Here is a 13258-nt window from a genome sequence, read left to right on the forward strand (position 1 = left end):
CCACGGCGAAAGAAGATCACCGATGCACCTCTCCCGACGCGGCTTCCTCGCCGGCACCGCGGCGCTCGGCGCCACCGGCCTCCTGACCGCCTGCGGTTATCAGGAAGAAGCACCCAAGCCGGGAGCAGGCACGACGTGGTCCTTCACCGACGACCGCGGGCGCGAACTCGAAGGCGAGCGGCCCACCCGGATCGTCGCGCAGGTGACCGCCGCGGCGGCGCTGTGGGACCTCGGTGTGAAGTCGGTCGGGATCTTCGGCCCGTCGAAGTTCGCCGACGGCAAACCGGACCCGCAGGCGGGCGGCGTCGACCTGAACACGGTGACCTCGCTCGGGAACGTGTGGAACGAGTTCAACTTCGACAAGTTCGTCTCGTTGAATCCACAGCTGCTGATCAGCGTGATGTACCTCAAGGAACAGATGTGGTACGTCCCGGATACACAGACGGAGAAGATCGACAAGGCCGCGCCGAGCGTCGGGGTCCGGCTGCAGGACATCTCGATGCCCGAGGGGATCGCGAAGTTCATCTCGCTCGCGAAGGCGCTCGGCGCCGACACCGAGACCCCGGCGATCAAGGCCGCGAAGGACGAGTACGAGAAGGCCGACGCCGCGCTCGGCGAAGCGGCCAAGAAGGCCGCCGGGCTGAAGATCCTGCTGGTGTCCGCGCAGAAGGACGCCGTCTACGTCTCGAACGCGCCGAAGTTCTCGACCTCGAAGCACTACCAGAGCAAGGGGCTGAACTTCGTCACGCCGGAGGCGCCGGACGAGAGCCAGGGCGGCTACTACCAGCAGATCAGCTGGGAGAACATCGGCAAGTACCCGGCCGACGTGATCATGTACGACAACCGCGGCGGTTCGCTCTCGCTCGGCCCGGACGGGCTCGGCGGCGTGCCGACCTGGGCGCAGCTGCCCGCGGTGAAGGCGGGGAAGCTGATCCCGTGGAACAACGAGACGCCGTTCTCGTACAAGCGCTTCACTCCGCAGCTGACGGAGCTGACGGCCGCGTTGAACGAGTTCGCCTAGTCCTGCACCTCTCCCGCAAGCGCGAGGAAAGGCCCCTTCATCGCAAATTTCGCGATGAAGGGGCCTTTCATGTCAGTCGTCAGCTGCGGGCGTGCGCGTCCAGGATGTGCGCGACCGCTTCGGTGACCAGCTGCACGAACTCGATGTTCAGCCACTCGTCCGGCACGTGGATGTTCGAGTCCGGCCCGCAGGCGCCGGTGACCACGAACTGCGCCTCCGGGTACTTCTCGCCGAGCAGCCCCATGAACGGGATCGACCCGCCCATACCGAAGCTCTTGTGCGGCTCGCCGAAGACCTCGCCGCTCACGTGGTGCAGGACCTTGTCGAGCCACGGCGCGGTGTCCGGCGCGTTCCAGCCGTTCTCGGCCTGGAACCCGCCGAGCTCGACCGAAGCGTCGTAAGGCACGTCGGTGGTGAGCACGCGGCGGACCGCCTCCATCGCGGCCTGCGCGTTCGCTGTCGGCGGGAGGCGGAAGCTCAGGGTGAGCGTGGTGCTGTCGCGCAGCACGTTGCCCGCGTCGGCCGGGAGCGGGAAGCCCTCCGCGCCGATCACCGAAAGCGTCGGCCGCCACGAGTTGTTGAGCAGCAGTTCGAGGTCGTCGTCGGACACCGGCCTGCCGACCACCGGGAACATCGTCTTCGCCGCGCCGGGCGCGATCTCGACGACGCCGCGAGCCTCGTCGACCCGGTTCTCCGGGATGTCGACGCTCAGTTCGGCGAGCTTGATCTCGCCGGTCTCGACGTTCTCGATCCGGTCGATCAGCGCGCGCAGGACGCGGAACGAGCTCGCCACGATGCCGCTGGCCATGCCGGAGTGCTGCGCGGATTCGAGCACCTTCACGGTGACGTTGACGTGCAGCATGCCGCGCAGGCTGGTGGTCAGCCACAGACGCTTGTAGTCGGTGCCGCCGGCGTCGAGGCAGACGACCAGCGAGACCGCGCCGAGCTTCTCCTTCAGGTGCTCGACGTACGCGGGAAGGTCCGGGCTGCCGGACTCCTCACCGGTCTCCAGCAGCACGACCGCGCGGGAGTGCTCGCCTCCGGCGGCGCGCACGGCCTCGATCGCCGTCGTCGCCGCGTAGCCCGAGTAGCCGTCGTCGACCGCGCCGCGGCCGTACAGCCGCCCGTCGCGGATCACCGGCGTCCACGGGTCGAGCCCCTCGGACCAGCCACCGACCGGGGGCTGCTTGTCGAGGTGCCCGTACATCAGCACGGTGCCCTTTTCGGCCGCTTCGGACGTCGCCGGGATGTCGACGACCAGCAGCGGGCTGCGGCCTTCGAGTTCCACGACCTCGAGCGTCGCGCCGGGGATCTCCCGGGCGGCGATCCAGGAGCGGACGTGCTCGACGGCGGCGGCGAGATGACCGCTCTTCGCCCACTCGGAGTCGAACGCCGGCGACAAGGCGGGGATCGCCACCAGGCCGGACAGGCTCGGAAGGACGTCGTTCGTCCAGTTGGAAACCACGGTTTCGCGTACGGATTTCTGCTCCACGTCCGCCATCCTGCCACGGGCGCGGGTACGTGTGATGGGTCACAACGGCGGGCACGGATCGTCATCGATCAAGCAGGCCACGGCACCCGTCCGGGATCGGGGTCCGCTGGTCGGCACGCGAGTGAATCCCCTACTTTCGGCGGCCCCACACTCGGGCGTCCTAGCATTTTCCCTGATCAGACACCCTTTCTCAGCAACAAATCAGCATCCGCCACTGACCAAAACGGCTTCCGGCATGCCAGGATGTGCGCACGAACCGTCAACGCCGATGGTGACCCAGCGCTTCAGATCCGACGCGCTGGTCCCCGCCGGCGCAGTCACTGTGGCCGCCACAAGTGGCCGCCAGAGGCGCCGACATCAAGGAGAGCAGCGCATGCCGTCCGAACACTGGACGCACCCGGAACCTGGAGACGGTCCCGCCGCCGTAGCGGCGCAACCTTCCCCTGAACAGGTGATCGCCGGTTTGCGAGCAACGAGTGAAGGTGGCGCTGAGCTGACTCAGCTGCTCACCCCCGAAGGCGAACGGGTCTCCTCGCCGCAGTTCGACCGCTATGTCGACGACATCGACGCCGAGGCCCTCAAGGGCCTGTACCGCGACATGGTCCTGGTCCGCCGTGCGGACCGCGAGGCCAACGCGATGCAGCGCCAGGGCCAGCTCGGCATCTGGGTCCCGCTGCTCGGGCAGGAGGCCGCGCAGATCGGCTCCGGCCGCGCGCTGCGGAAGGGGGACATGGCGTTCCCCAGCTACCGCGAGCACGGTGTCGCCTACGCCCGCGGGGTCGACCTCAAAAAGGTGCTCGGCATCTTCCGCTGCACCGACCACGGTGGCTGGGACTACAAGGCCCACGGCTTCCACCCCTACACCATCGTGATCGGCAACCAGGTGCTCAACGCCGCCGGTTACGCGATGGGCCAGAAGTTCGAAGGCAAGGTCGGCGACGACGACAGCGAAGCGACCATCTGTTACTTCGGTGACGGAGCGACTTCGCAGGGCGACGTGCACGAAGGCTTCGTCTGGGCCGCCGTCTACGACGCGCCGCTCGTGTTCTTCTGCCAGAACAACCAGTGGGCGATCTCGGAGCCCACCGAACGCCAGTCGCGCCTGCCGCTGTACCAGCGCGCCCGCGGCTACGGCTTCCCCGGCATCCGCGTCGACGGCAACGACGTCCTCGCCTGCCTCGCGGTCTCCCGCTGGGCGCTCGAGGAATGCCGTCACGGCAACGGCCCGGTGCTGATCGAGGCGTTCACCTACCGGATGGACGCGCACACCACCACCGACGACCCCACCCGCTACCGGCTCTCCGACGAGCTGGAGGAGTGGAAGCTGAAGGACCCGATCGAGCGCGTCCGGGCGTACCTCGCCCGCGGTGGCGGCGCCGACCAGGCGTTCTTCGACCAGGTGCAGGCCGATTCGGACGCGTTCGCGGCCGAGCTGCGCGAGTACTGCTTCAACATGCCAGAGCCGCCGCCGGAGCGAATCTTCTCCAACGTCTACGCGGAGTCCACGCCGCTGCTGGACGCGCAGCGCGAAGAGTTCCTGTCCTACATGGACGGTTTCGTCGGGGCGGGTGAGCACTGAAATGGCAGACCTCCAGAAACTCACCATCGGCAAGGCGATCAACCTCGGCCTCCGGCGCGCCATGGAAGAGGACCCGAAGGTCCTGATCATGGGTGAGGACGTCGGCAAGCTCGGCGGCGTCTTCCGCATCACCGACGGCCTGCAGAAGGACTTCGGCGAGCAGCGCGTCCTGGACACGCCGCTGGCCGAATCGGGCATTATCGGCACCGCGGTCGGCCTCGCCGTCCGCGGATTCCGCCCGGTGTGCGAGATCCAGTTCGAAGGCTTCATCTTCCCGGGCTTCGACCAGATCTCCAGCCAGGTCGCGAAGCTGCACTACCGGACGCAGGGCAAGATCAAGATGCCCATCGTGATCCGGGTGCCGTTCGGCGGCGGCATCGGCGCTGTCGAGCACCACTCGGAGTCGCCGGAATCGCTTTTCGCGCACATCCCCGGCCTCAAGGTCGTGTCGGTCTCGAACGCCGTCGACGCCTACTGGGGCATCCAGCAGGCGATCAAATCCGACGACCCGATCCTGTTCTTCGAACCGAAGAAGCTGTACCACTCGGGCGCGATGAAGGCCGAGATCGACGTCGACGGCACGCCGGATCAGCTGTTCAAGTCCCGCGTCGTCCGCGAAGGCACGACGGCCACCGTCGTCGCGTACGGCCCGTCGGTGAAGGTCGCGCTCGACGCGGCGACCGCCGCCGAGGACGAGGGCAAGTCCCTGGAGGTCATCGACCTGCGGACGCTGTCCCCGCTCGACCTGGAGCCGGTGTTCGAGTCGGTGCGCAAGACCGGGCGGCTCATCGCGCTGAGCGAGGCGCCGTCGGAGTCTTCGCTGACCTCGGAGATCGCCGCGCGCGTGCAGCAGGAATGCTTCTACTCGCTGGAAGCCCCCGTGCTGCGGGTGACCGGATTCGACACGCCGTACCCGCCGGCCAAGCTCGAGGAGCATTACCTCCCCGACCTGGACCGGGTGCTGCACACCGTCGACCGTTCACTCGCCTGGTAAGGGGGAAGTTCCTGAAATGCCCGAGTACAAACACTTTCCCCTCGCCGACACGGCGGAAGGGCTGACCGAGGCCGACATCATCGCCTGGCAGGTCAAGCCGGGTGACACCGTCACGGTGAACCAGATCGTGGTCGAGGTCGAGACCGCGAAGGCCGCCGTCGAACTGCCCATCCCGTGGGCGGGCGTAGTCACCGAACTGCTCGTCGAACCGGGTCAGACGGTGGAGGTCGGCGCGCCGATCCTCACCATCGACGTCGACCCGGGCGGTAAGGCGGCGCCCGCCCCCGCCGCCGCTCCGGCGGTGGAGGAGCCGGCCGAAGAGGAGATGAAGCCGCTGGTCGGCTACGGCTCCAAGGCCGTCGTCACGCAGCGCCGGGCGCGGAAGGGCGCGGGTGCTCCCGTGGCCGTCGCTCCTGCTCCGGTGGCCGTGGCTCCCGCGCCTGCTCCTGTCGCCCCGGTTGCGCCTGTCGCACCTGTCGCGACTTCGAAGCCGAAGGGCGGGTACGTGCCGCTGGCGAAGCCGCCGGTGCGGAAGCTCGCCAAGGACCTCGGCGTCGATCTGCACGCCCTCACCGGAACCGCCGACGGCGGCGTCATCACCCGTGACGACGTCCATGCCGCCGCCAACGGTTCCGCCGCGCCCACCGCTGTTCAGTCCGTTGTGGACAGTGGCTACGACCCCGCGACGCGGGAACGCCGGGTGCCGGTCAAGGGCGTCCGCAAGGCCACCGCCGCGGCGATGGTGCAGAGCGCCTACACCGCCCCGCATGTCACGGAGTTCCTCACCATCGACGTCACGCCGATGATGGAATTCCGGGAGAAGCTGAAGAAGTCGCGCGAGTTCGCCGGGGTCAAGGTCACCCCGCTGACCTTCGCGGCGAAGGCCGTTTGCCTGGCGGCCAAGCGCACTCCGGACGTCAACGCGGTGTGGGACGAGGCGGCGCAGGAGATCGTCTACAAGGACTACGTGCACCTCGGGATCGCCGCGGCCACCCCGCGCGGGCTCGTCGTGCCCAAGGTCCGTGACGCGGATTCGATGTCCCTCAAGGAACTCGCGATCGCGCTCACCGAGCTGACCGACGTCGCCCGCCAGGGCAAGACCACCCCGGCGGCCATGCTCGGCGGCACGATCACCATCACCAACGTCGGCGTCTTCGGCGTCGACACCGGTACGCCGATCATCAACCCCGGCGAGTCCGCGATCCTGTGCCTCGGCGCGATCAAGGACACCCCGTGGGTGGTCGACGGCGAGATCAAGGTGCGCAAGGTGCTCCAGCTTTCGCTGAGCTTCGACCACCGCGTGGTCGACGGGCAGCAGGGTTCGGAGTTCCTGGCCGACGTCGGCGCTTTGCTGGCCGACCCCGCGGTCGCGATCACCTACTGAGTCGACTGAGCTGAAGGGCGCTTTCCCCGCATGCGATGCGGGGAAAGCGCCCTTCGCTGCGTCTGACGCGGGGATGGGGCCTTTCGGCCCGGGCCCGTTGTCGATTTTCGACCAGCTCAGCCCTGTAGCTCTTTCTCTGACAACTCCGAGTTAACGGCGTCATCACGTCGCGTAACAGAGTCGTCCGAGCCCTCGACACCCAACTCAGGAAGACGGGAAGTCGCAGGCCGGGGAGGGCTCGAAATGACCGACGACGCGTTGATCGAGAAAATCGCCAAGGCATACTCCACCGCGCTGGCGCTTCGACTGGTCCAAGGCGAAGAGGGCCCGTTCGCGCGCGTTATCGAGCATGTCGAAATCGATCATGGGGAATGCCGGCGAAGACTCATCCTGGATTGGCATCTGCCGACACTCGCCGAAGCCTTGCCGGGTCACCCGAAAGTCGACGACCCCGATTTCATCAAGGCTTTCAACGAAGCCAACCCGGTTCTGGTGGTTCCGATTCACGTCATGCGCCGCGGCAGACTCATGACGGACTTCACCGTGGAAGATCAAAAAAGAGAACAGCTCTACGTCTGCGGCCGTACAGAGTGGGGAGAGCGGACAACCTGGCTCCTCAAAGTCCTTTGGGCGCTCGTCGACATCGCCCCCAACGGCCTTGACGACCAAGAGCGAAACCGTATCGAGCAAGCGAAACGTCAGTACCTGTCGTTGCCGACGGCGAACAAGCGCGAAGCATCACAGAATGCCAGGAAGTCCATCCGCAAGCTGCGGGAAGCCAGCAAATCAGGGCTTCTTCTGCACCCTGGAACGCTGGAGCGGATCGAAGTGCTCGGCCGCTATGTCGCGACCCGTCACCTGTCGTGGGTCCACCTGACGAGACATCCGGGGCAAACCGCGCGTCTGACTCTCTCCTACCGAACCCGGTTCGCCGCGGAGTACCCGCCGGCTCCATCGAAGGGAAGCCCGCTGCGCGGCCGCAGGCTCCTCCAACGCTCGGTTGAATGGGCTCGCCGTGCGGTCGGGCAGGAGCCCTTCAGGTTCTGGGTGCCGCTGTCGATGCACAGCTTTTGCCGCAGCTACCACTTCACGATGCCGTCGCCGACCGGCACCTACTTCGAAGAACAGAGATTCGTCCTTCAGAACACCCTTCGAAAACCACAGAAGGATCAAGAAAAGGCGCTCGACAAGTTCTGCGCCGAGAACGACGCGCAGACGCTCGGCCACAAGGACGCCGGAGGACCGGTCGCACACCTCTACGGCCGCAATCTTCGAGAGGCCGCGACGAGCGATCATCTTCTCTACGCGTACGCCTACGTCCGCGAACGGCCGCCGGGTACGACGGCGGCCGCGACGTGGCTCTGCTTCTTCTCCGCGGCCTTCCTCTGGTTGTTCTGGAGCGCCTGGGACGCGCTCGTGATGACCACCACCGCGGGAACCAACATCACCGCTCTGTTCGTCGCGCTGCCCGGTTTCGCCTCGATCTGGTTTTCGAAGGCTTTCCAGCAAGAAATTCGCTCACGGATTCCCCTGGTGAACCGTGTCGGCCTGCTGCTCGTCGGCCTCTCGACCTTCTACACGCTGGTCAGCACGATGATCAACCGCGCGGTGGAGGCCGCCACCACAGGCTGGTCCGCGCTTCTCGTCGACAGTTTTTCACGAGTCGGCGTACTGATTTGCACGATCTCACTCTCCGCCATGGCCGTATACCTGTTCGGCCGAAGGGTGCTGTTCCATAAGTGCTATCAACGCCTTCAGAATTCCGTAGTCAAGCGATACATGAGTTAGGCTGAGCGAAAGGGTGGCCCAATGTCTGGAGTGCTCGAGATGGACTTCATGAACCCAAGCCGCGAGGAGTTGTGGGGCCGCTCCGACGACACGGATGGAGAGTCCTTCCACAAGGAAGCCCTCAAGGTCTTGGCCAGTGACGACCAACGCGACCGCGCCATGTTCTCCGGCGTGACCAATCAGCCGGTCATCGTCGCCGCCGACATCGCGTCCTGCGCGACCCTGCCGGACCTCATCCCCGATGCGTGGCGACCACATCTCACCAAGCTGATCCTGCACGCCGTCGAGGACGAATGACCCTCAAGCGCTTTGGGGTGGCAGCTGGATGCGCGCGACACCGGCGTCGAGGTCGACCCGGCCTCGCGGCGGAGCACCGTCGGCGTCTTCGTCGCGCAGCATGATCTCGACGCGCTTCTGCTCCATCTCGTCGCGCTTGCTCGCGTAGTAGAACGCGAACAGCTCCTCCATGCCGAGAGCCGTCGCCATCCGGTTCTCGACCTCGGACTTCTTGCGCCGCCACGGCAGCTTCTCGCCGCCGGGGATGGAGATCGCGAAGACCATCGGCTCCCTGCGCCCGAAGATACCGCGATCGTTAATCAGTTGACGGAGTGAGCACTCACTCCGCACACTGGACGGCATGACGACCCCCGAAACACCCACCCGGCGGAGAGCGCCGGGGATGAGCCCCGAAGAGCGACGGAGGATGATCGTCCAGTCCGTGCTGCCGCTGATGGTGGAGCACGGCGCCGGCGTCACCACCAGCCAGATCGCCCGCGCCGCCGGGATCGGCGAAGGCACGGTCTTCCGTGTCTTCAAGGACAAGGACGAACTCTTCGCCACCTGCTTCGCCGAAGCGCTGAAGCCCGACCAGGTGCTCGACGCCATCGCGGTGATCGACCTCGAACAACCCCTCGACGACAGGCTCGTCGAGGCGGCCGACGCGCTCAGCGCGCACCTCCAGCGGATGGGCGCGCTGATGGCGGTCATGCACGGCTCCGGCAGGCGACCCGAGCACCGCCACGACCCCGGCGACGGCAGGGACCGGCGCCGGGAGTCGATGACCGTGATGCGCGACGCCATGGCCGAACTGTTCGAACCGGAGCAGAAACGGCTTCGGCTGCCGGCGTCGCAACTGGCGGCGCTCTTCTTGTCGTTGCTGTTCAGCGGCCGGATGCGGTTCGACGCGAACGGCGACGAACCCACCACGATGGAACTCGTCGACGTCTTCCTCAACGGCGCCGTGGAGGCCGCGTGATCGGCGGCCCGCCCGGAGGAGGCGGTGGCGGCATCGAGATGCTGCTGGCACGGGGCGGCAGACGACGACGCCCGCCGTCGACGGTGCCCGACAGCGGGCTGACCGGCCCGGTCGACATCCCGGAGCCCGAACCCGAAGCCCTCCCGAAAGACCTGAAGTCCCGGCTCAGCCGCATGTGGGTCAACATCGCGGGCACGGTCCGCGGGCTGCCCAAGGTCGCGAAGCTGACCTGGCAGGCAAGCCCGTTCCTGACCATCACGATCACCGCGGTGACCCTGCTTTCCGGTCTGCTGCCCACGGCGACCGCGTATGTCGCGAAGCTGCTGATCGACTCGGTGGTCGCCGCGATCCAGGGCCACGGCTCCAAGAACGCGATCGTCGGTGTCGCGCTGTTCCAGTTCGGCGTCCTCGTGCTGACCGCACTCTCGCAGGCGCTGACCACCTACGGTCAGGCGCTGCTGCAGGAACGGATGACGCTGACCATCCGCCACCAGGTGATGGACCACGCGAGCAAGCTGCATCTGTCGTACTTCGAAGGTTCCGCGTCCTACGACATGCTGCGCCAGGCCGCGCAGGAGGCGCCGACCCGGCCGCTGTCGATGATGAACTCGGCGCTGGGCCTGATCCGGACGATGATCACCTTCGGCAGCATGATCGCGCTGCTCGTCTCGATCAGCCCGTTGCTCGCGCTCGTCGCGCTCGTGGCACCGATCCCCGCGTTCATCTCGCAGTCGAAATACGGCGCCCGCGCGTTCTGGCTGACGTTGATGATGTCACCGCTGAAACGGCGGATGGACTATCTGTCCTCTTTGGTCACCACGGACACCTATGCCAAGGAGACCAAGCTTTTCGGCCTCGGCCCGTACTTCGTCGACCGGTTCCAGCGACTCGGCCAGGTCTTCTACGACCGCCAGCGGACACTCACCCGCAAGCGCAGCATCAGTTCGACGTCCTGGGGCCTGCTGAGCACCGCCGCCGGATCCGCGATCGCGCTGTACATCGCGTTGGAGGCCGTCGGCGGCAGGCTCACGCTCGGCGATCTCGCGCTGTACACGGCCGCCGCGGCGTCGGTGCAGACGTCCGTCCAAGGCCTTTTCCTGGCGTTTTCCGGGATGTACGAAAACAATCTCTATCTCGACACGCTCTACCACTTCCTCGGCACGGAACCGGAGATCGTCGCGCCGCCGGAGCCGCGTCCCCTTCCGTCCACTGTGGAGGGACACATCCAGTTCGAAGAAGTGTCCTTCACCTATCCCGGGGCGGCCGAACCCGCCCTCGACGGCGTGAGCTTCGAGATCCTGCCTGGCGAAACGGTCGCCGTCGTCGGCCGAAATGGAGCAGGGAAGTCGACGCTGTTCAAACTGCTGTGCCGGCTGTACGACCCGACGGGCGGGCGGATCCTGCTCGACGACGTCGACATCCGCGAGTACGACCCGGTGGAGCTGCGGAAGCGGATCAGCGCGATGTTCCAGGACTACGTGACGTATCAGGGCACCGCGGCCGAGAACATCGGCCTCGGCGACCTGACCCACCTCGTCGACCGGGAACGGATCGAGGAGTCGGCGAAGCGGGCCGGTGCCGACGACCGGATCGAGCGCCTGCCCACCGGGTACGACAGCCCGCTCGGCCGCTGGTTCGACCAGGGCGTCAGCCTTTCCGGCGGCGAATGGCAGAAGATCGCGCTGGCGAGGGCGTTCCTGCGGGAAGCGCCGATCCTGATCCTCGACGAACCGACGTCCGCGCTGGACGCCCAGGCCGAACACGACCTCTTCTCGCGCCTGCGGGAGCTTTCGGAGGGGCGTACGACGCTGTACATCTCGCACCGGTTCTCGACCGTCCGGCAGGCGGAGCGGATCCTGCTGCTGGAGCACGGAAAGGTCGCCGAGTACGGGACACACGACGAGCTGATGGCGGCGAAGGCGGGCTACGCCGACCTGTTCACCTTGCAGGCCGCGGCGTACCTCGACGAAGCCGTCGGCTGACGATGCGGCGGGTCATGGTCGTCGGCTGCAGCGGCGCCGGGAAGTCGACTTTCTCGCGACGGCTCGGCGCCGCGCTCGACCTCCCCGTCACCCACCTCGACCGGCTCTACTGGCGGCCGGGGTGGACACCGGCGCCGGACGCCGAGTTCCACGCCGCGCAACAGGAGATCATCGCGTCCGACTCCTGGGTGCTCGACGGGAACTACGGGTCGTCGATGCATCTCCGGCTCCCGCGAGCGGACACGATCGTCTTCCTCGACTACCCGCGCCGCGTCTGCCTCCGGCGGGTGCTGGTGCGAACCCTGCGCGAATACGGCCAGGACAAGCAGGCGCCCGGCTGCCCCGAAAGGCTGGATCTGGAGTTCGGCCTCTACGTCTGGCGCTGGCCGAAGCACCACCGGGAGCGGACGGTGCGGCGACTCGCGGAGCAGGGGGCGCACGCACGGCGGATCGTGCTGACCAGGCCAGGCGAGGCGGAGGAGTTCCTGCGCCGATTCGGTTGACCCAGGTCACCGTATCGGGGGTTCGGGAGCAAAACGGGCAAGCCGTACGTTGTCCGGGTATGGCTGTCGCGTTCCTGCTCTATGTCGTCGCCGAGATCGCCGCCGTGTGGGCGGTGGGCTCGGCCATCGGTGTGCTCGGCACGATCGCGCTGCTCTTCGCCGGTGCGTTCATCGGGTCCTGGCTCGCGCGCCGCGAAGGCGGCCGCGCCTTCCGGGCGTTCGCCGAGTCCGCGCGCCTCGGCCGCCCCGCCGACGCGGAGAAGGAACTCACCGATGGGATGCTGATCGGCCTCGGCGGCCTGCTGATCCTGCTGCCCGGTTTCGTCAGCGACGTCATCGGCCTGCTGTTGATCCTGCCGCCGACCCGCGGTGTCGCGCGCAAGGTCTGGCAGAAGCGGATGGCCGGCCGAGCGGTCAAGTTCGCCAACCGCGCCCGCGGGCCGGTGATGGTGGTGGACAGCGAGGTCGTCACGGACACGCCGCCCGCCGAGGCCGTCAAGAAGCAGCCGCCGGTGATCGAGGGCCGCATCGTCGAGGGCTGACCGCCGCCCAGCTTAGACACTAGCTTCGCCACTAGACTCCAATGTCTAAGCTAGTGTCTAAGCTGACCGACGCAGGAAGATTCTCCTTGCGCTCGAAGAAGAACGTCCTTCAGTTCCCGCTCGGCTTAGGGATGTCGAAGTAGCCGCTGAACCGCACGGCCGGCGCGTACTCGCCCTTCACCTTCACCTTGCCGGTCACGAACATCGCCGCCACCGCCGCGTTGCCGGTGGCCATCCGGATGAAGTCGTCGACGGACAGCGTGATGGTGGTGTCCGGAGTGCGCGCGAGATCGATGCTCGAAACGCAGACGCCGTCTTCGATGACCGTTTGAAAGCGATCGAAACCGTCTTCCCCGTCACCATCGGTGAAACGCCAAGCGACGACGAAGTCGACATGCCGCGCGCGTTCGGGAACGAAATGGTCTGACATTCTGCGGAAAATCTCGTCGAGGAACGCCGAGCGCAGTTCCGAGTGGTCGGCGATCGCCTTGAGCTGCTCCCGCGACGCGCGTTGCACGACGTCGACGAGCACCTCGGTCTCCAGCGAGCTCAACTCGATGCCCGCGCCGGTTTCACCCAGCATGTGCAGGGTTTCCAGCACTTGTGTGAACTGCTCCGGGCTCAGTTTGGCGAGTTCGAGCTTCTCCGCGAAAGCGTTGATGACGTGCTCGCCCGCGGTGCGTGTCTTGTGCAGTCGCAAGGGACGGGAAAGGCGTAC

The 13258-nt window shown here is 66.8% G+C and carries 13 protein-coding genes; 10 read left to right on the plus strand and 3 right to left on the minus strand.

Annotation, left to right across the window (positions count from 1 at the left end; genetic code table 11):
* Positions 1–22 precede the first annotated feature (22 nt).
* The gene (locus ACZ6YV_RS03185; protein WP_465508070.1) at positions 23–1021 is read left to right on the plus strand and encodes an ABC transporter substrate-binding protein; all 999 of its coding nucleotides are present in this window, start codon (positions 23–25) and stop codon (positions 1019–1021) included.
* 79 nt (positions 1022–1100) lie between these two features.
* On the opposite strand, the gene ACZ6YV_RS03190 is transcribed toward ACZ6YV_RS03185, so the two are convergent.
* On the minus strand, positions 1101–2513 hold the full coding sequence (locus ACZ6YV_RS03190) for a M20/M25/M40 family metallo-hydrolase (RefSeq protein ID WP_465508071.1): 1413 nt from the start codon (positions 2511–2513) through the stop codon (positions 1101–1103).
* A gap of 373 nt (positions 2514–2886) precedes the next feature.
* On the opposite strand from ACZ6YV_RS03190, the gene pdhA reads away from it, so the two are divergent.
* The 5 genes from pdhA (at position 2887) to ACZ6YV_RS03215 (ending at position 8555) form a co-directional block, all read left to right on the plus strand.
* Positions 2887–4092: a pyruvate dehydrogenase (acetyl-transferring) E1 component subunit alpha gene (gene pdhA, locus ACZ6YV_RS03195; protein WP_465508072.1), complete on the plus strand. Its 1206-nt coding sequence runs from the start codon at positions 2887–2889 to the stop codon at positions 4090–4092.
* Position 4093: 1 nt separating this feature from the next.
* Positions 4094–5086, plus strand: a complete 993-nt coding sequence (locus tag ACZ6YV_RS03200; protein ID WP_465508073.1) for an alpha-ketoacid dehydrogenase subunit beta — start codon at positions 4094–4096, stop codon at positions 5084–5086.
* A gap of 16 nt (positions 5087–5102) precedes the next feature.
* Positions 5103–6470 (plus strand): dihydrolipoamide acetyltransferase family protein, encoded by a 1368-nt coding sequence (locus ACZ6YV_RS03205; RefSeq protein ID WP_465508074.1) that lies wholly within the window; start codon positions 5103–5105, stop codon positions 6468–6470.
* 243 nt (positions 6471–6713) lie between these two features.
* Positions 6714–8258, plus strand: coding sequence for a hypothetical protein (locus tag ACZ6YV_RS03210; protein ID WP_465508075.1), 1545 nt, complete (start codon positions 6714–6716; stop codon positions 8256–8258).
* A gap of 21 nt (positions 8259–8279) precedes the next feature.
* A complete protein-coding gene (locus ACZ6YV_RS03215) occupies positions 8280–8555 on the plus strand; it encodes a hypothetical protein (RefSeq protein ID WP_465508076.1) in 276 nt (91 codons plus the stop codon).
* 3 nt (positions 8556–8558) lie between these two features.
* On the opposite strand, the gene ACZ6YV_RS03220 is transcribed toward ACZ6YV_RS03215, so the two are convergent.
* On the minus strand, positions 8559–8819 hold the full coding sequence (locus ACZ6YV_RS03220; protein WP_465508077.1) for a DUF6191 domain-containing protein: 261 nt from the start codon (positions 8817–8819) through the stop codon (positions 8559–8561).
* 118 nt (positions 8820–8937) lie between these two features.
* Between ACZ6YV_RS03220 and ACZ6YV_RS03225 the strand changes: the two genes are divergently transcribed.
* Genes ACZ6YV_RS03225 through ACZ6YV_RS03240 form a run of 4 tightly spaced genes read left to right on the plus strand, consistent with a single transcriptional unit; the run spans position 8938 to position 12540 of the window.
* On the plus strand, positions 8938–9513 hold the full coding sequence (locus ACZ6YV_RS03225; RefSeq protein ID WP_465508519.1) for a TetR/AcrR family transcriptional regulator: 576 nt from the start codon (positions 8938–8940) through the stop codon (positions 9511–9513).
* Between the two features lie 32 nt (positions 9514–9545).
* A complete protein-coding gene (locus tag ACZ6YV_RS03230) occupies positions 9546–11495 on the plus strand; it encodes an ABC transporter ATP-binding protein (RefSeq protein WP_465508520.1) in 1950 nt (649 codons plus the stop codon).
* Positions 11496–11497: 2 nt separating this feature from the next.
* The gene (locus tag ACZ6YV_RS03235) at positions 11498–11998 is read left to right on the plus strand and encodes a P-loop NTPase family protein (RefSeq protein WP_465508078.1); all 501 of its coding nucleotides are present in this window, start codon (positions 11498–11500) and stop codon (positions 11996–11998) included.
* Between the two features lie 59 nt (positions 11999–12057).
* A complete protein-coding gene (locus ACZ6YV_RS03240; RefSeq protein WP_465508079.1) occupies positions 12058–12540 on the plus strand; it encodes an FxsA family protein in 483 nt (160 codons plus the stop codon).
* Between the two features lie 109 nt (positions 12541–12649).
* Here the strand turns inward: ACZ6YV_RS03240 and ACZ6YV_RS03245 are convergent, their stop codons facing one another.
* Positions 12650–13240: an SCP2 sterol-binding domain-containing protein gene (locus ACZ6YV_RS03245; protein WP_465508521.1), complete on the minus strand. Its 591-nt coding sequence runs from the start codon at positions 13238–13240 to the stop codon at positions 12650–12652.
* Positions 13241–13258: the final 18 nt, after the last annotated feature.

The organism is Amycolatopsis sp. NPDC102522, from assembly GCF_055584485.1.